The 17,836-nt window shown below is 71.1% G+C and carries 13 protein-coding genes; 8 read left to right on the forward strand and 5 right to left on the reverse strand.

Annotated features, from left to right (window positions below; all coding sequences use genetic code 11):
- Positions 1-109: 109 nt before the first annotated feature.
- Positions 110-1,381, reverse strand: a complete 1,272-nt coding sequence (locus BXY45_RS15995; protein ID WP_211319638.1) for a branched-chain amino acid ABC transporter substrate-binding protein — start codon at positions 1,379-1,381, stop codon at positions 110-112.
- 268 nt (positions 1,382-1,649) lie between these two features.
- Between BXY45_RS15995 and BXY45_RS16000 the strand changes: the two genes are divergently transcribed.
- Positions 1,650-2,288 carry a GNAT family N-acetyltransferase gene (locus tag BXY45_RS16000; protein ID WP_245961874.1) on the forward strand — a complete coding sequence of 213 codons (639 nt, stop codon included), beginning with the start codon at positions 1,650-1,652 and terminating at the stop codon, positions 2,286-2,288.
- Here BXY45_RS16000 and BXY45_RS16005 read toward each other — a convergent pair.
- On the reverse strand, positions 2,254-2,607 hold the full coding sequence (locus BXY45_RS16005) for a hotdog fold thioesterase (RefSeq protein ID WP_109775590.1): 354 nt from the start codon (positions 2,605-2,607) through the stop codon (positions 2,254-2,256). The genes BXY45_RS16000 and BXY45_RS16005 overlap by 35 nt on opposite strands.
- Positions 2,608-2,722: 115 nt before the next feature.
- On the opposite strand from BXY45_RS16005, the gene polA reads away from it, so the two are divergent.
- Together polA and BXY45_RS16015 are read left to right on the forward strand one after the other, a co-directional pair.
- Positions 2,723-5,518 carry a DNA polymerase I gene (gene polA, locus BXY45_RS16010; RefSeq protein ID WP_109775525.1) on the forward strand — a complete coding sequence of 932 codons (2,796 nt, stop codon included), beginning with the start codon at positions 2,723-2,725 and terminating at the stop codon, positions 5,516-5,518.
- A gap of 93 nt (positions 5,519-5,611) precedes the next feature.
- A complete protein-coding gene (locus BXY45_RS16015; protein WP_109775526.1) occupies positions 5,612-6,868 on the forward strand; it encodes a GGDEF domain-containing protein in 1,257 nt (418 codons plus the stop codon).
- On the opposite strand, the gene BXY45_RS16020 is transcribed toward BXY45_RS16015, so the two are convergent.
- The gene (locus tag BXY45_RS16020; RefSeq protein ID WP_109775527.1) at positions 6,869-7,684 is read right to left on the reverse strand and encodes a class I SAM-dependent methyltransferase; all 816 of its coding nucleotides are present in this window, start codon (positions 7,682-7,684) and stop codon (positions 6,869-6,871) included.
- A 225-nt stretch (positions 7,685-7,909) separates the two neighbouring features.
- Between BXY45_RS16020 and rpsA the strand changes: the two genes are divergently transcribed.
- From rpsA to BXY45_RS16045, 5 genes are all read left to right on the forward strand, one after another.
- Positions 7,910-9,412, forward strand: a complete 1,503-nt coding sequence (gene rpsA / locus BXY45_RS16025; RefSeq protein ID WP_109775528.1) for a 30S ribosomal protein S1 — start codon at positions 7,910-7,912, stop codon at positions 9,410-9,412.
- 107 nt (positions 9,413-9,519) lie between these two features.
- On the forward strand, positions 9,520-10,701 hold the full coding sequence (gene coaE / locus BXY45_RS16030) for a dephospho-CoA kinase (protein ID WP_109775529.1): 1,182 nt from the start codon (positions 9,520-9,522) through the stop codon (positions 10,699-10,701).
- Positions 10,702-10,789: 88 nt separating this feature from the next.
- A complete protein-coding gene (uvrB, locus tag BXY45_RS16035; protein WP_109775530.1) occupies positions 10,790-12,892 on the forward strand; it encodes an excinuclease ABC subunit UvrB in 2,103 nt (700 codons plus the stop codon).
- Positions 12,893-13,117: 225 nt separating this feature from the next.
- Positions 13,118-14,167, forward strand: coding sequence for a TerC family protein (locus tag BXY45_RS16040; protein WP_109775531.1), 1,050 nt, complete (start codon positions 13,118-13,120; stop codon positions 14,165-14,167).
- 2 nt (positions 14,168-14,169) lie between these two features.
- Positions 14,170-15,162, forward strand: a complete 993-nt coding sequence (locus tag BXY45_RS16045) for a TerC family protein (RefSeq protein WP_109775532.1) — start codon at positions 14,170-14,172, stop codon at positions 15,160-15,162.
- A 113-nt stretch (positions 15,163-15,275) separates the two neighbouring features.
- Here BXY45_RS16045 and BXY45_RS16050 read toward each other — a convergent pair whose 3' ends face one another.
- Positions 15,276-15,917, reverse strand: coding sequence for an MBL fold metallo-hydrolase (locus BXY45_RS16050; RefSeq protein ID WP_109775533.1), 642 nt, complete (start codon positions 15,915-15,917; stop codon positions 15,276-15,278).
- Positions 15,917-17,767 (reverse strand): glycoside hydrolase family 15 protein, encoded by a 1,851-nt coding sequence (locus BXY45_RS16055; RefSeq protein ID WP_342799571.1) that lies wholly within the window; start codon positions 17,765-17,767, stop codon positions 15,917-15,919. Before BXY45_RS16055 ends, BXY45_RS16050 begins: the two co-directional genes overlap by 1 nt.
- Positions 17,768-17,836 lie beyond the last annotated feature (69 nt).

Here is a 17,836-nt window from a genome sequence, read left to right on the forward strand (position 1 = left end):
CAGAGCGTTAGCAACTCCATGATGTGGAGGGCCCCGTGCCCGCTCGCAACTCCAGCGGGTCACTCGCCAAGATCGCACCTACTGGCGGACGCTCTTAGTGACCGGGAGGTCAGCCCTCGACGGACTGGGCCTTGGCGAAGGTCTCCTTGCCGCCCGTCACGAGCTCGATGGTGACGTCGCGCGCGTCCGTGTCACCGGTCTTCGGGTCGATCTTGATCTCCTTGCCGGTGACCGAGTCGGCGGCCGGGATGGTGACGCCCTCACCGCTGAAGATCGCGTCGTTGACGCCCTTGCGGGTGCCGTCAGACTTCTCGATGGCGGCGAGGATCACCTGGGTCGCCGCGACGCCGTACAGCGGGTAGGAGCCGCTGGGCGCCTGGCCGTACTTCTGTGTGAAGGCGTCGATGAGCTTGGCGGCCGGGCCTCCGGCGGCGGTCAGCTGGTCGGTGGTCAGACCCGCGAAGCTGAGGTACATGCCCTCGGACTCCGGCAGGGCGAGCAGGTCGGCGTAGCCCGTGAAGCCGTCCGGCGCCATGAGCTTGACCCCGGCGTTGTCACCGAGGACGGCCACCTTGTCCTTGATGAGCTGGCCACCGTTGTTGTCGTAGATACCGCCGAGGTAGACGCAGTCGGCGCCGGAAGCCTTCACCGTCTGGAACAGCGCGGTGTAGTTCGGCTGCTTGGCGTCCCAGGCCGCCTCGCCGACGACCTCGATGCCTTCCTTGGCGGCGGCGGTCGCGAAGGCCTTCGCGACACCCAGGCCGTAGGTCTGGTTGTCGTTCAGCACGTAGCACTTGGTGACCTGGAGGTCGCCCTTGGCGTAGGCCGCGGCGGCGTTGCCCTGGTAGTCGTCCGTGGTCACGACGCGGGCGAAGTTGCGGTTGCCGGTGGGGTAGTACTTCGCCGGCTCGCCGGTCTCCCACTCCTTCGTCAGGCCCGGGTTGGTGGCGGCGTGCGACACCATGAGCAGGGGGCCGGTGCTGTCCTGGTTGAGCGTCGGCACCTCGATCTTGGCGCAGCCCGAGTTGAAGGTGCCCATCACCGCGACCTCGGCGGCGTCGGCCACGTGGTCGGTCGCGTTCTTCGCGCAGGCGGCGTCGTCCCAGGCGCCCTTGGCCGCGGTCGAGTTGTCGTACGTCTTCAGCTTGACGGTGTAGTCGCCGACCTTGCCGCCAATCTGGTCCAGGTACAGCTGGATCAGCTTGTTGGTGTCACCGCTCTGCGTGGCCGACGAGCCCTGCAGGGGCAGGTCGGTGGAGATGATCAGCTCCTTGCTGCCGGAGCTGGAGGAGCTGCTGTCGGTGTTGCTTGCGCAGGCGCTCAGAGCCAGCGCCGCCACCGCCCCGAGGGCGACGAGGCGTGACATGGAAGTTGCGGACAAGGGTTTCCTCCTCGTGGCGGACCTCCGGCGAGTCGAGGTGCCGGACGTTCGGCGCTGAGATATATCTCAGAAGCTGGCCCCCTGGGCCTTGCGGCCGATGAATGTTGCGCAGCTGTGAGGAAAGGCCGGTCGTCCACCTGCCACGGGCGGGGCTCGGCGCGACCCAGGCGATCCCGCTACCCTCCGCCCTGGTGCGGCCCGGACGGGGCGCCTGAGGACAACGGCGGCCACCTTGGCCGACTCGCGGCGAGGAGGTGCTGTGGCGGTCATGGCATTCCATGTGCGTCGTGCCACACCGCACGACAGCGCGCTCGTCGACGACGTGCTGCGGGCGGCCGTGGACCCGGACGCCCCGCGATCGCGCGAGCCGCGACCCGAGGCGCTGCGGGCACTGCTGGAGGACCCCCGCGCCGAGCTCCACCTGGCACTCTCACCGCGAGAGCCGGGACGGGACGACGAAGGCACCGAGGAGGCTGTCGGCGTCGTCGTCCTCCGGCACGGCATGTCGCTGCTACCGGCGGTGGCGCCGGTGCTGCACGTCGAGCAGCTGTGGGTCGCCCCTGCCTGGCGCCGCCGAGGAGTGGGCCACCAGCTGCTGGCCGCGGCGGCGGCCTCCGCGACCGCGGCCGGAGCCGAGGAGGTATGGGCGGTCGCGGCGCCCGGTGAGCGTGACGCCCAGCGGTTCCTCGCGCGCCTCGGCTTCGCCCACCCCGTGGTGCACCGGGTGGCACCGCTGGCGCTGCTGAGGGCCCGGCTGGCCGCGGCCACCGCGAGCGCGCCGGCCCTCGGAGCCCGCCGGCGGGCGGCGCTGGAGCAGCTCTTGGCCCGCCGCCGGCGCCAGCTCAGCGGTGGCGCTCGGATCCCTTCGCAGGTCAGCCCGTCGGAGCGTCCCGCAGCTGGCACGTGATGCGCGAGGTGCAGACGCGGCGGCCGCGCTCGTCGGTGACGACCACCTCGTAGCTGGCGACCGTCCGCCCCACGTGCAGCGGCTCGGCGCGTCCGGTGACGACCCCACCGGGCACCGCGCGGTGGTGGGTGGCGTTGATGTCGACGCCGAGCGCGATCCGTCCCGGCCCCGCCGCCAGCGCTGCCGCCACCGACCCCAGGGTCTCGGCGAGCACCACGGACGCGCCCCCGTGCAGGAGTCCGTAGGGCTGGGTGTTGCCGTCGACGGGCATCGTCCCGGAGGGGCGGGCGGGGTCGCTGAGGTCGAGCTCGATGCCCATCCGCTCGATGAGCGTGCCCGCGGTGCGGAGCACGGGGTTGTCGGTGCGGAGCACGGGGTTCGCGGCGAGTTCGGTGCTGGGGTCGCCGTGGGGGCGGTCGGGGAGGTCAGCGGGGATGGTCGGGCTGTCACTCACCCCGCCTAGGCTGGCAGACGTGACGACGACGAGCAGCGCCACCAGCGACGACACCGTGCTGGAGGGCCCCCGCCCCCGCCTGCTCCTGGTCGACGGCCACTCCCTCGCCTACCGCGCGTTCTTCGCGCTCCCGGCGGAGAACTTCTCCACCTCCACCGGCCAGGTGACCAACGCCGTCTACGGCTTCACCTCCATGCTCATCAACCTCCTGCGGGACGAGGCGCCCACGCACATCGGCGTCGCGTTCGACGTCTCCAAGCGCACCTTCCGCACCGAGGAGTACCCGGAGTACAAGGCCGGCCGGGCCTCCACACCGACGGAGTTCCTCGGCCAGGTCGACCTCGTCAAGGAGGTGCTGGCCGCGCTGCGCATCACGGTGGTCACCAAGGAGGGCTACGAGGCGGACGACGTCATCGCCACCCTCACCGGCGCCGCCCGCGCGCAGGGCGCCGAGGTGCTCGTGGTCACCGGAGACCGTGACGCGTTCCAGCTCGTCGACGAGGCCACCACCGTCCTCTACCCCCGCAAGGGCGTCTCCGACCTCGCCCGGATGACGCCGGAGGCGGTGGAGGAGAAGTACGGGGTGCGCCCGGAGCTGTACGGAGACCTCGCGGCGCTCGTGGGGGAGTCCAGCGACAACCTGCCCGGCGTCCCGGGTGTCGGTCCCAAGACCGCCGCCAAGTGGCTCACCGCCCACGGTGACCTGGAGGGCCTCGTCGCCGGCGTCGGGTCGCTCACGGGCAAGGCGGGACAGTCGCTGCGCGACCACCTCGACCAGGTGCTTCGCAACAAGCGCCTCAACGCCCCCGTGCGTGACCTGGAGCTGCCGGTCGTCGTCGACGACCTGGCCGTCCGGCCCTGGGACCGCGAGGAGGTGCACCGGGTCTTCGACGGCCTGGAGTTCCGCGTCCTACGCGACCGGCTGTTCGCCACCCTGTCCGCCGACGAGCCCGAGGTGGACGGCGGCTTCGCCGTCACTGCCGAGCGTCCCGCGGGGGACGACGCCGCCGCCTGGCTGGCCGCCCACGCCGCACCGGGCGGACCCGCCTCCGGCGTGGCGGTGCTGGGCCGCTGGAGCGGCGGGTCCGGAGACGCCTGGGGCCTGGCCGTGGCGGGTGCCGATGGCACCACGGCCTGGTTCGACCTGCGCGAGCTCTCCCCGGAGGCCGAGAGCGCGCTCGCGGCGTGGTTGGCCGACGAGAGCGCGCCGAAGGTCCTGCACGACGCGAAGACCGGCATCCACGCCCTCGCCGAGCGCGGCCTCCCGCTGGCCGGGCTCGCGGCCGACACGGCGCTGGCCGCCTACCTGTGCCAGCCCGACCAGCGCAGCTACGACCTCGCCGACCTCGCGGTGAGGTTCCTGCAGCGCGAGCTCCGCGTCGACGACACCACCCCCGAGGCAGGGGAGGAGCAGGGGGTGCTCGACCTCGACGGCGACGCGTCCGGCCCCGATGAGGGGCAGCTCGCGTGCGTGCGCGCGGCCGCCGCCCTGGAGCTGTCGGGGGTCCTGGCGCAGCAGGTGGAGCAGCGTGGGGGGACGGCGCTCCTGCGCGACCTCGAGCTGCCACTGGTCCCACTGCTCGCGCAGATGGAGTCCGACGGCATCGCCGTCGACACCTCCGCCCTCGAGCGCCTCGAAGGTGAGTTCGCGGAGGTCGTGGCGGACGCCGCCGAGGAGGCCTACGCGGCGATCGGTGGCCAGAAGATCAACCTCGGGTCGCCCAAGCAGCTGCAGGTGGTGCTCTTCGAGCAGCTGGGCATGCCCAAGACCAAGCGGACCAAGACCGGCTACACCACCGACGCCGAGGCCCTCGCCGACCTCAACGTCCGCCAGCCACACCCCTTCCTCGACCACCTCCTGCGCCACCGCGACGCCTCGCGGCTGCGGCAGACGGTGGAGGGACTGCTGAAGTCCGTCGCCGACGACGGCCGCATCCACACGACCTTCCAGCAGACCATCGCGGCCACCGGACGCCTGTCCTCCACGGACCCGAACCTGCAGAACATCCCGATCCGCACCGCGGAGGGCCGCCGGATCCGCGAGGCGTTCGTCGTCGGGCGCGACGCGGAAATCCTCCTTACCGCCGACTACAGCCAGATCGAGATGCGGATCATGGCCCACCTCTCCGGCGACGAGGGCCTCATCGAGGCGTTCCGCTCCGGGGAGGACCTCCACCGCTTCGTCGGCGCCCGGGTCTTCGGCGTGCAGCCCGCCGACGTCACCGGTGAGATGCGCGCCAAGATCAAGGCGATGTCCTACGGGCTGGCCTACGGCCTGTCGGCGTTCGGGCTGTCCCGCCAGCTCACCATTCCCGTCGACGAGGCCCGCGGCCTCATGGAGGACTACTTCGCCAGGTTCGGCGGCGTGCGCGACTACCTGCGCGGTGTCGTCGAGGAGGCGCGCGCCACCGGATTCACCGAGACCGTGCTCGGTCGCCGCCGCTACCTGCCCGACCTGACCAGCGACAACCGCCAGCGCCGCGAGATCGCCGAGCGGATGGCGCTCAACGCGCCTATCCAGGGGTCGGCCGCCGACGTCATCAAGCTCGCCATGCTCGGCGTCGAGCGCGCCCTGCGCGGCCAGGGCCTGCGCTCGCGGCTGCTGCTCCAGGTGCACGACGAGCTCGTCGTCGACGTCGCCGCGGGAGAGCGCGAGGCCGTAGAGGCGCTGCTGCGGGAGGAGATGGGCACCCGCGTGCAGGAGCGCACGCAGCTGAGCGTTCCGCTCGACGTGTCCGTCGGTGCCGGCGCTTCGTGGCACGAGGCCGGTCACTGACAGGCTCCTCTGACGGTTGATCTGGTGGTTGATCGTCCGGCCGATCGGGTGACTGCCGCTTCGTCGGCCTGCGCGGGAGTCCGATGGACGGACGTGGAGTCCCGTGCGCACCCCGGGGCCGGCTCCGCGACGAGCGCCGGTCGGACGGTGGTCTCGCGCTGGACCGGCGTCCTGGTCGACCCTGCGCAGGAGCAGCGGTTCCGCGCCACCGGGCAACCGATCCTGCGGCGCGACGTGCAGGTCGTCTCGGCGGCGGTGCTCCTCTACAACGTCTGGTCGGTCGCCGACCAGGTGCACCGGGCGGGCGGCGTGGGAGCGGCCCTCCACGGAATGATCACGAATGCGGTGCTGCTCGTGGCGGCTGTGGCTGCCATCACGATCGCCCGCACCACCCGTACCTACAGGGCCGCGGTCTGGGTGCTCGTGGCCGGCGTGGTCCTCTATACCGGGGCGACGGTGGCGGCGGTCCTGGCCCACACCCTCCCTCCGCTGAACGCCGTGCTCATCGCCGTGATGACGGTGGCCGTTCTCTACCTGCACGCGCAGCTACCGCTGGTGGTCACCGCGTCCCTGACCCTGTTCTGGACGGTCGCGAGCACGGGCGCTGTCGCCGTCGTCATCTCCCAGGGGCCGCCGGGTGGCCAGGTGAGCTGGGGTGTGCTCTTCCAGGGCATCGTCCTCATGGTGCTCATCAACGCCATCGGGCTGGTCTCCACGCACCGGTCAGCCGTCCGGGAGCGGCTGCTCTTCGCCGAGCAGGAGCTGGTCCGCCACCTGTCGGGCACCGATCCGCTCACCGAGCTGGCCAACCGCCGGCGCTGGGAGCAGGAACTGGGTGGCGAGTGGGAGCGGTGCGCTCGCGAAGGCCGACCGCTGAGCCTGCTGCTCGTCGACGTCGACGACTTCAAGGCCGTGAACGACCGATTCGGGCACCCCGGTGGTGACGCAGTGCTGCGTGAGCTGGCCGGGCTCCTCGGTGCCCTGGCGCGACGCCCCGGTGACCTGGTGGCACGCCTCGGCGGCGACGAGTTCGCGCTCGTGCTGCCCGGGACGGACGCCGACGGTGCCGCCGACGTGGCCAACGACCTGGTGGAGCAGGCGCGCCGGTTGCGCCGGGAGGCCGCACCGACCGACCCCGTCAGCGCCCTCACCCTGAGCGTCGGCGCGGGTACGGCACGCCCCACCCCGCGCGAGTCCTGGACGGCGGCGTTCCACCACGTCGACGCCCTGCTGTACCGCGCCAAGGCGGAGGGGCGGGACAGGGCGGTGGCCGGCGATGTCGACGTCGACCCGCTGCCCGCTCCATCGACGACGACGGCGACGCCCGAGCACCCGCTGATCAGCCCCTGATCAGCGGGATCGCTCGCACACGAAGATGGCCGTGCCGGGAAGGTGCGCGCCTCGCAGCGCGCTCCACCCGCCCCATGTCGGCTGGTCGGGCTTCTCCCACTCGGGTTCCACGAGGTCGAGCAGGCGGAAGCCGGCCGAGCGCAGGAGGCGCACCCAGTCTCCGAGGGTCCGGTGGTGCTCGGCGTAGAGCAACGCCCCCCGCTCGTCGCGTTCCACGTACGGCGCCCTGTCGAAGTAGGACCGCTCGGCGACCAGGCCCTGCGGGCCGGGATCGTCGGGGAAGGCCCAGCGCACGGGGTGGCTGACGGAGAACGTCCAGCGCCCGCCAGGTCGCAGCACGCGGTGCACCTCGGTGAGCACCCCGCCCGCGTCGGCGGTGAACGGCAGCGCCCCGTAGGCGGAGAAGGCGACGGCGGCGCACCCGTCGGCCAGTGGCAGCGCGCCGGCGTCGGCCTGGAGCACGGGGACGGCGGAGCCGGAGGCGGCGTCGAGGGCCCGGCTGCGGGCGAGCATGCCGGCGGACAGGTCGACGCCGACGGCGAGCGCCCCGCGCGCCGCAGCCCACCGCGCGCCCTGCGCGGCGCCGCAGCCGACCTCGACGACGATCTGGCCGACGAGGTCGGCCGGTGCGCCCAGCAGATGGGCCTCGTCCTCGGTGAGGCCCTCGGGTCCCCACACGAGATCGTCGGTGCCGAGCGTGGCGCCGTGCTCCTCGAGGTAGCTGTGGGAGGCGCCGTCCCAGTGGGTGCGGCTGGCGCGCGCGCTCTCGTCGGCACCGGCGGGTCCGTAGCCCGCGCTGGAAAGCGATCCGGTCATTCCGGTAGTCTCTCCACTGGGTGTGTCGTGTGCTGTCGGAGGTCTCGCTGAGCGAGGTCGAGGTCGGCGGCGCCGGTCGCCGCGGTCACAGGCTGTGCTGTCCCGATGCTGATCCGCAGTTGATCTGGTGTTGATCCGGTGCGTCCTCCGTGGTGGTCGAGCGTCTGACGCTCCCGCTCAACCGTCCACCACTCATTCCCTGTCCGCATCGGAGCCCACCCCTTCATGACCGCCACCCTCCCGACGTCGAGCGCTCCCCAGGTCGCCTTCAACGACATCGGCACCGCCGAAGAGCTGCTCGCCGCGATCGACGAGACGATCAAGTACTTCAACGACGGAGACATCGTCTCCGGCACCATCGTCAAGGTCGACCGCGACGAGGTCCTCCTCGACATCGGCTACAAGACCGAGGGCGTCATCCCCTCGCGCGAGCTGTCCATCAAGCACGACGTCGACCCCAGCGAGGTCGTCGGCGTCGGTGACGAGGTCGAGGCCCTCGTTCTCCAGAAGGAGGACAAGGAAGGCCGCCTCATCCTGTCCAAGAAGCGGGCTCAGTACGAGCGCGCCTGGGGCACGATCGAGAAGCTGAAGGAGGAGGACGGCGTCGTCACCGGCACCGTCATCGAGGTCGTCAAGGGCGGCCTCATCCTCGACATCGGCCTGCGCGGCTTCCTGCCCGCTTCCCTCGTCGAGATGCGCCGCGTGCGCGACCTGGCCCCCTACGTGGGCCAGCAGCTCGAGGCGAAGATCATCGAGCTCGACAAGAACCGCAACAACGTGGTGCTGTCGCGCCGTGCCTGGCTGGAGGAGACCCAGTCGGCCGTCCGCCAGAACTTCCTGCAGACCCTGCAGCGCGGCCAGGTCCGCCCGGGCGTCGTGTCCTCGATCGTCAACTTCGGCGCCTTCGTCGACCTCGGCGGCGTGGACGGCCTGGTGCACGTCTCGGAGCTGTCCTGGAAGCACATCGACCACCCCTCCGAGGTGGTCGAGGTCGGCCAGGAGGTCAAGGTCGAGGTCCTCGACGTCGACATGGACCGCGAGCGCGTGTCCCTGTCGCTGAAGGCCACCCAGGAAGACCCGTGGCAGCAGTTCGCTCGCACCCACGCCATCGGGCAGGTCGTGCCGGGCAAGGTCACCAAGCTCGTCCCGTTCGGTGCGTTCGTGCGCGTCGAGGAGGGCATCGAGGGCCTGGTCCACATCTCCGAGCTGGCCGAGCGTCACGTGGAGCTGCCGGAGCAGGTCGTCAACGTCGGTGACGACATCTTCGTCAAGGTCATCGACATCGACCTCGAGCGTCGCCGCATCTCGCTGTCGCTGAAGCAGGCCAACCAGGGCGTCGACACGGAGTCCGAGGACTTCGACCCGTCGCTGTACGGCATGGCCGCGGAGTACGACGAGGCCGGCAACTACAAGTACCCCGAGGGCTTCGACCCCGAGACCAACGACTGGCTCGAGGGCTTCGAGGCGCAGCGCGAGGAGTGGGAGCGGCAGTACGCCGAGGCCCACGCCCGTTGGGAGGCGCACCGCAAGCAGGTCGCCGAGGCGCGCACCCGCGACGCCGAGGCCGCGACCTCCGGCGAGGCCGCCCCGACGAGCTACTCCAGCTCGGCCCCGGTCGAGTCCAGCTCCAGCTCGAGCTCGAGCCGTTCCTCCGGCCCCGCGGTCGAGGGCACCCTGGCCTCCGACGAGGCGCTGGCCGCTCTGCGCGAGAAGCTCACCGGCGGCTGACCAGCAGGTCGAGCGGTCGCTGAGCTCTTCGCTCGGTGACGACCTCGGTCACGACGAGGCCCCGCACCCCTTCCGGGGGTGCGGGGCCTCGCCCGTAGGGTCGGCGGGTGCTGTTCGTGGGGCTGACCGGTGGTGTGGGGGCTGGCAAGAGCACGGCGGCGTCCGCTCTGCGTGATCTGGGGGCGGTGGTGGTCGACGCCGACGCCATCGCCCGTGAGGTGGTCGCTCCGGGCACGCCGGGGCTGGCTGCCGTCGTCGCCGAGTTCGGCGGGGGTGTGCTGCGGCCCGACGGCTCCCTCGACCGGCCGGCGCTCGGGCGCGTGGTGTTCGCAGACCCGCAGCGCCGGCGCGTGTTGGAGGCCATCACCCACCCCCGCGTCCTGGAGCGCACCGAGCAGCTCGTGGCCGACGCCGTGCGGGACGACCCGGCCGCCGTCGTCGTCCACGACATCCCCCTGCTGGTCGAGCTGGGTCGCACGGACCGGTACCACCTCGTGCTGGCCGTGCTGGCCGACGAGGAGGTGCGGCTGCGCCGGCTCGTGGAGGGACGGGTGATGGACGACGACGACGCACGCGCCCGCGTCGCCGCGCAGTGCGGCGACGACGCCCGCCGCGCCGCCGCCGACGTGCTGCTCGACGGCTCCGGCACGCCGGAGGAGCTGGCGGAGCAGGTACGGGAGCTGTGGGTGGGGCGGCTCCGGCCGTACGAGGAGAACCTGCGCCGCGGCGTGCGGGCCGCTCGCCCGGACCACCCGGTGCTCGTGCCGCCGGACCCGGCGTGGGCGGCGGCGGGGGAGCGGCTGGTGGCGCGGGTGTCCCGCGCCGCGGGGGAGCGGGCCCTCGACGTCCAGCACATCGGGTCGACCGCTGTGCCGGGGCTGCTGGCGAAGGACTGCATCGACCTCCAGGTGGTCTGCCCGGACCTGGCGACGGCGCGGGAGGTGGCCGTCGACCTGCGCGCCGCCGGACTGGTCGCCGGGGAGGGGGAGTGGTGGGACGAGCCGCTGTCCCGGCGGGGGCAGGGGAGCGCCGACTACCGGCGGGTACCCAAGGCGATGGCGTTCGACGCGGACCCGGGGCGCCGCGTGAACTGCCACGTGCGCGACGCCACCAACCCCGAGGCCCGCGAGGTGCTGGCCTTCCGGGACACGCTGCGCGCGGACCCTCACGCCCGCGAGGCGTACGCGCTGCTCAAACGCGGCCTGGCGGCCAAGCACCGCGACCTCGAGGCCTACGCCGCCGCCAAGACGGAGTTCATCGCGGAGGTGCTGGAGCGGTCCCGCCACTGAGCTCACCGGCGGTGCTACCGACGTTCCGGCTGCTGCCGGACCCGCGCTCGGGAGGAGCGATGTCGGTGGTGGCGCCCATGATGTCTTCATGCGCCCGGTCACCGATCTCCAGCGTCGCGTCGCGCCCTTCACCGTCGAGTCCGAGTTCTCGCCCGCCGGTGACCAGCCGACGGCCATCGCCGACATCGCCCGCCGCATCCGTGCGGGCGAGAAGGACGTCGTGCTGCTCGGCGCCACCGGCACCGGCAAGTCCGCGACCACGGCGTGGACCATCGAGCAGCTGCAGCGGCCCACGCTCGTGCTGGCGCCCAACAAGACCCTCGCTGCGCAGCTCGCCAACGAGTTCCGGGAGCTGCTGCCCAACAACGCCGTCGAGTACTTCGTCTCCTACTACGACTACTACCAGCCCGAGGCGTACGTCCCGCAGTCCGACACCTACATCGAGAAGGACTCCTCCATCAACGAGGAAGTCGAGCGGCTGCGGCACTCCGCCACCAACTCGCTGCTGACCCGGCGCGACGTCGTTGTCGTCGCCTCGGTGTCCTGCATCTACGGCCTGGGCACGCCGCAGGAGTACGTCGACAGGATGGTGACGCTCACGGTCGGCGACACCGTGGAGCGAGACGACCTGCTCCGTCAGTTCGTCACCATGCAGTACACCCGTAACGACCTCGCCTTCACCCGTGGAACGTTTCGGGTGCGCGGAGACACCATCGAGATCATCCCGGTGTACGAGGAGCACGCGATCCGCATCGAGATGTTCGGTGACGAGATCGAGAAGCTTTACCTCCTGCACCCGCTCACCGGCGAGGTGCTGCGCGACGAGTCGACGATGCACCTGTTCCCGGCCACGCACTATGTCGCAGGCCCGGAGCGCATGGAGCGCGCCATCGGCACCATCGAGATCGAGCTTGCCTCGCGGCTGGCGGAGCTCGAGGCGCAGGGCAAGCTCCTCGAGGCGCAGCGCCTGCGTATGAGGACCACGTACGACATCGAGATGATGCGACAGGTCGGAACGTGCGCCGGCATCGAGAACTACTCCCGCCACATCGACGGCCGCGAGCCCGGCACGGCGCCGAACACCCTGCTCGACTACTTCCCGGAAGACTTCCTCCTCGTCATCGACGAGTCCCACGTCACCGTCCCGCAGATCGGCGCGATGTACGAGGGCGACATGAGCCGCAAGCGCACCCTGGTCGACCACGGCTTCCGCTTGCCGTCGGCGATGGACAACCGCCCCCTGACCTGGGAAGAGTTCCTGGAGCGCATCGGGCAGACGCTCTACCTGTCGGCCACCCCGGGTGACTACGAGATGTCGCGCGTCAAGGGCGACGTCGTCGAGCAGGTGATCCGCCCCACCGGCCTGGTCGACCCGCAGGTGGTCCTGCGCCCCACCAAGGGCCAGATCGACGACCTGCTCGCCCAGATCCGCGAGCGAGCCGCCAAGGACGAGCGCGTGCTCGTCACCACGCTCACCAAGAAGATGGCCGAGGACCTCACCGACTACCTGCTCGACCAGGGCGTGCGGGTGCGCTACCTGCACTCCGAGGTCGACACGCTGCGCCGCGTGGAGCTGCTGCGCGAGCTGCGCCAGGGCGACTACGACGTCCTCGTCGGCATCAACCTGCTCCGCGAGGGTCTCGACCTGCCGGAGGTGAGCCTCGTGAGCATCCTCGACGCCGACAAGGAGGGCTTCCTGCGCTCGGCGCGCTCGCTCATCCAGACCATCGGCCGTGCGGCGCGCAACGTCTCCGGTCAGGTGCACATGTACGCCGACAGGGTCACGCCGTCGATGGAGCAGGCCATCGACGAGACCAACCGCCGACGCGAGAAGCAGATCGCCTACAACCGTGAGCGCGGGGTCGACCCGATGCCGCTGCGCAAGAAGATCGCGGACATCACCGACCTCATCGCCCGCGAGGATGCCGACACCGCGGCCCTGCTCGGTGGTGGCGGGCGCCAGCAGTCGCGGGGCAAGGCGCCGGTCCCCGGGATGGCCTCGAAGGGGGCAGAGGGGCGGGCGTCGGCTGGCCTCGCGGGCGCGGAGCTCTCCGATCTCATCCAGCAGCTGTCCGACCAGATGCACGCGGCGGCCGCGGAGCTGCAGTTCGAGCTGGCGGCCCGGCTGCGCGACGAGATCGGCGACCTCAAGAAGGAGCTGCGGGGGATGCAGCGGGCCACCACCGTCTGACACGACCAGCTGACACGACCAGCTGACACGTCGGCTGTCGGGGTGCCGACGGGAGATGTTCAAGGTATGGTCAAGAGAACGTGAGGGGAGTATCCCTGCGCGCAGGCTCGTCATCACGGATCTCTGTCTCGACGGAGACCCGGGCCTGCGGCCGACCGGTGTCTGTTCCGGCGGTGGGAGAGACCTCCGGTCGATTCGTGTCAGATCGAAACCCGGAGGCCCAGCATGGACGTCCCTCTTTGGCTATGGGGAGTCACCCTCGCCGCCATCCTCGGCATGATCGTGTACGACTTCGTCGGGCACGTGCGCACGCCGCACGCCCCCTCGATCCGAGAGGCGGCCATCTGGTCGGCCGCCTACGTCGGCATCGCCGTCGTCTTCGGTCTGCTGATCCTGGTCTTCTACGGCGGTCAGTACGGCGGTGAGTACTTCGCCGGGTACATCACCGAGAAGGCGCTCAGCGTCGACAACCTCTTCGTCTTCGTGCTGATCCTGTCCAGCTTCGCGGTGCCGCGTGAATACCAGCAGAAGGTGCTGCTCATCGGCATCGCCATCGCCATCGTGCTGCGCGGCATCTTCATCGCCATCGGGGCGGCAGCCATCGAGAACTTCTCGTGGGTCTTCTGGCTCTTCGGCGCGATCCTCATCTACACCGCGATCGCCCAGGTGAGGGCCCAGAACGACCACGACGAGGAGTTCAAGGAGAACGCGGTCCTGCGCTTCACCAAGCGCATCCTGCCGACCACCGACGACTACCACGGCGACAAGTTCACGACGAAGATCGACGGCAAGCGGTTCGTCACGCCGATGCTCGTCGTCATCATCGCCATCGGCACCGCCGACCTCATCTTCGCCGTCGACTCGATCCCGGCGATCTTCGGCCTGACGCAGGAGCCGTACCTCGTCTTCGCGGCCAACGCGTTCTCGCTGCTCGGCCTGCGCCAGCTGTACTTCCTCATCGACGGTCTGCTCGACCGCCTCGTGTACCTGCACTACGGCCTCGCCGCGATCCTCGCGTTCATCGGCGCCAAGCTGATCATCCACGCGATGCACAAGAACGAGCTGCCGTTCCTCAACGGTGGCGAGCCCATCACCGCCATCCCGGAGATCCCGACCCCGCTGTCGCTAGGGTTCATCGTCGTCGCGCTGGCTGTCACCACGGTGCTGAGCCTGCGCAAGTCCTCCAAGGACGCTGACAAGAACTCCGACCGCGAGGGGAAGAACGTGAGCACCACCACCGGAGCCGGATCGGGCTCCACCCGCCAGGACGGCTGACGGTGCAGGAGCTGCCGACCTGGTTCGAGGTCGGCACCCTCATCGCGCTCGTGGGGCTGCTGCTCGCCGACCTTCTGGTCGTCGGGCGGCGGCCCCATGTGCCGTCCACCAAGGAGAGTGCCCTCTGGGTCTCCTTCTACGTGGCCCTCGCCATTGCCTTCGGCGTGGTCATGCTGCTCATCCCGGGCGGAGGCACCGAACCCGCCTCCGAGTTCTTCGCCGGGTGGATCACGGAGTACTCGCTCAGCGTCGACAACCTCTTCGTCTTCGTGATCATCATGTCGAGGTTCGCGGTGCCCGCGGAGGACCAGCAGAAGGTCCTCATGGTGGGCATCCTCATCGCGCTCGTGCTGCGAGGGATCTTCATCCTGCTCGGCGCCGCGGTCATCGAGCAGTTCAGCTGGGTCTTCTACATCTTCGGCGCGTTCCTCATCTACACCGCTGTCAAGCTGGTGCTCGACAGGAACGAGGACGAGGAGTACGAGGACAACGCCCTCATCCGCAGGATGCGGAAGATCCTCCCCCTCACCGAGCACTACGACGGCGCGAAGGTCCGGACCGTGGTGGACGGCAAGATGCTGTTCACCCCGATGATCATCGTGTTCTTCGCCATCGGCAGCACCGACCTGCTGTTCGCACTCGACTCGATCCCGGCGATCTTCGGCCTCACCGAGGACCCGTTCATCGTGTTCACCGCCAACCTCTTCGCGCTCATGGGGCTGCGCCAGCTGTACTTCCTGCTGGGGGGCCTGCTGGACCGGCTCGTCTACCTGTCCATCGGGCTGGCGGTGGTGCTCGGTGGCATCGGCATCAAGCTCGTGCTCGAGGCGCTGCACACCAACGAGCTGCCGTTCCTCAACGGCGGCGAGCCCTTCCCGTGGGCGCCCGAGGTGCCGATCTGGGTCTCGCTGGTGTTCATCGTCTCGGTGCTGGCGATCACCACGGTCGCCAGCCTGCTGCGCAGTCGCCAGCTGGAGCGCCGCGACCACGCCTGACCCAGGCAGGCGTGACGCCGGCGCGACGCACGGGTGAGCTGGACTTCGGGGTCGGGACCCACCGCACGGTGGGTCCCGACCCTGCTGTTTGTCCCGCTGTCAGATCCGGGACGTCACCAGCCGCGTGCGCGGTACTCGCCCAGGCGCGGTCGCTCCGCGCCGATCGTCGTCGTCTCCCCATGACCGGGATGGACGACGGTGCTGTCGGGCAGGACGGCGAACACCCGCTCCTCGAGGTCGTCCATGAGCGAGGTGAAGTCCTCCGGCGACCACGTCTTCCCCGGTCCGCCCGGAAAGAGCGAGTCGCCCGTGAAGAGGTGCCCCACCTCACCGTCGGGGCCGGGCAGCGCTCCGGGCGGCAGCAGCAGCGCGACCGACCCCGGGGTGTGCCCGCGCAGAGCCGTCACGCCCAGCTCGTGCGCGCCGACGGTGACGACGTCGCCGTGCTTCAGGCGGCGGTCGGGCGCCAGCGGGATCGCGTCGGCGTCGTCGTCGCCGGCTGCCGTCGTGGCGCCGGTAGCCGCGGCCACCTGGGCCAGCGCCCCCGTGTGGTCGTCGTGGCGGTGGGTGGTCACCACGAGGCCCTCGCCCCGCTGCGCCGTCGGGAGCGCCTCCTCGAGCAGCGCCAGCAGCCGCTCCGGTTCAGCGGCGGCGTCCACGAGCAGCCACGCGCCGCTGGCTCCGTCACGTCCGTCCGTGAGCAGGTAGCAACGGTTGTCCATCGGTCCCACCGAGACCGTCCGTAGGTCGAGCATCAGCGTTCCAGCTCCTGTCCGTCGGGTCCTCCTGCGCGCCGGTCGGCCGCGGCCAGGGCGTCGGCGGCCCTGACCAGCGCGAGGTGCGACAGCGCCTGGGGAGTGTTGCCCAGCTGGTGCCCGTCGTGCACGTCGTACTCCTCGGAGAGCAGGCCGACGTCGTTGCGCAGGCCCAGCAGTCGCCGCATGAGGGCGTGCCCGTCCTCGAGGCGTCCGCTGCGGGCGTACTGCTCCACCAGCCAGAACGAGCACGCGAGGAACGGGTGCTCACCCGGCGGCAGCCCGTCGGAGGACGCCTCGGTCCGGTACCGGAGCACCAGCCCGTCCGGCATGAGGTCGGACTCGATGGCCGCCACCGTGGCGAGCATCGCCGGGTGGTCGGGCGCCACGAAACCCACCTGGGGCAGCTGCAGCAGCGAGGCGTCGACCTCGCGGGTGCCGTAGTGCTGCACGAAGCACCCGCGGCCGGGACGGTCCGGCGTGCCGGTGTCGACACCGTGCTCGAGCACCTCGGCGCGCACCTGGTCGCGCAGGGCCTCCCACTGCTCGACGGGGCCGTCGAGGTCGTGCTCGCGGACGGCGCGCACGCCGCGGTCCAGCGCCGCCCAGATCATGACCCGCGAGTGCACGTAGTACTGCTCGGCGCCCCGCATCTCCCAGATGCCCGAGTCCTTGCGGGCGGTGTGGGAGACCACGAAGTCGAGCAGGGCCCGCTGCATCGGCCAGGAGAACGCGTCCTCCACGAGCCCCGCGCGCCGGGCGGCGTCCAGCGCGACCATCACCTCGCCGAGCACGTCGGCCTGGTACTGCTCCACGGCACCGTTGCCGATCCGCACCGGCTTCGCGCCGCCGAACCCGGGCAGGTGGGCGAGCTCGCGCTCGGGCAGGTCTCGGGCGCCGTCGACGGCGTACATGATCTGCAGGTCCTCGGGGTCGCCCGCGATGGCTCGCAGCAGCCACCCGCGCCACTCGCTGGCCTCCTCGGTGTACCCGTGCGCCAGGAGGGCCTCGAGCGTGAGTGCCGCATCACGCAGCCAGCAGTAGCGGTAGTCCCAGTTGCGCGTGCCGCCGGGCATCTCCGGCAGGGATGTGGTGGCCGCCGCGACGATGCCGCCGGTGTCCTCGTGGGTCAGGGCGCGCAGCACCAGCAGAGACCGCACCACCGCACCCGCGTATGGCCCCTCCGCCGCCGGCCCGTCGCCGCGGGCGGCCCAGTCCTGCCACCAGCGCCGGGTGCTCTCCAGACGCTTCTCGACCTCCATGGGCACCGGGGGCTCGCGGTGGGAGGGATACCAGGTCAGCACCGTGTCGACCACGTCCCCCGGCGACACCCGGATCATGCCGACGTGCGTGCGCCCCTTCGCCTTCGGCAGCGTGCCGGTGGTCCGCAGCAGCACCGCGTCGGGGCCGGCGCTCGCCAGCAGACCGCGGGCGTCGTCGCCCTTGCCCCCGATGCGTCGCACCCACGGCACGACGGCGCCGTACCCGAAGCGGATCACCAGCTCCTGCCGCAGCACCACGCGGCCGGCCACCCCGACCACGCGGCGCACCAGGTCGGCGCGGCGGTCTCCCATGGGCATGGCGTCGAGGACGTCGACGACCCCGCCGTCCTCCAGCGTCCACCGCGTGCGCAGCACGAAGGAGTCGCCCACGTACTCCCGGTCCACCGACACCACGGCCGGTCCGCCGTCGGGCGGCGCGATGGTCCAGTGGCCGTGCTCGGGACCACCCAGCAGCGCGGCGAACGCGGCGGGGGAGTCGAAGCGGGGCAGGCACATCCAGTCGATCGACCCGCGGTCGCTCACCAGCGCCGCGGTGTGGCAGTCACCGACGAGGGCGTAGTCCTCGATGTGGTGACCTTGCTGCTGGTCTGGCTGCTGGTCCGGTTGCTGGTCCGGTTGCTGGCCGACCTGGGGGAT

Source organism: Quadrisphaera granulorum (assembly GCF_003149145.1).
GTDB classification, from domain to species: domain Bacteria; phylum Actinomycetota; class Actinomycetes; order Actinomycetales; family Quadrisphaeraceae; genus Quadrisphaera; species Quadrisphaera granulorum.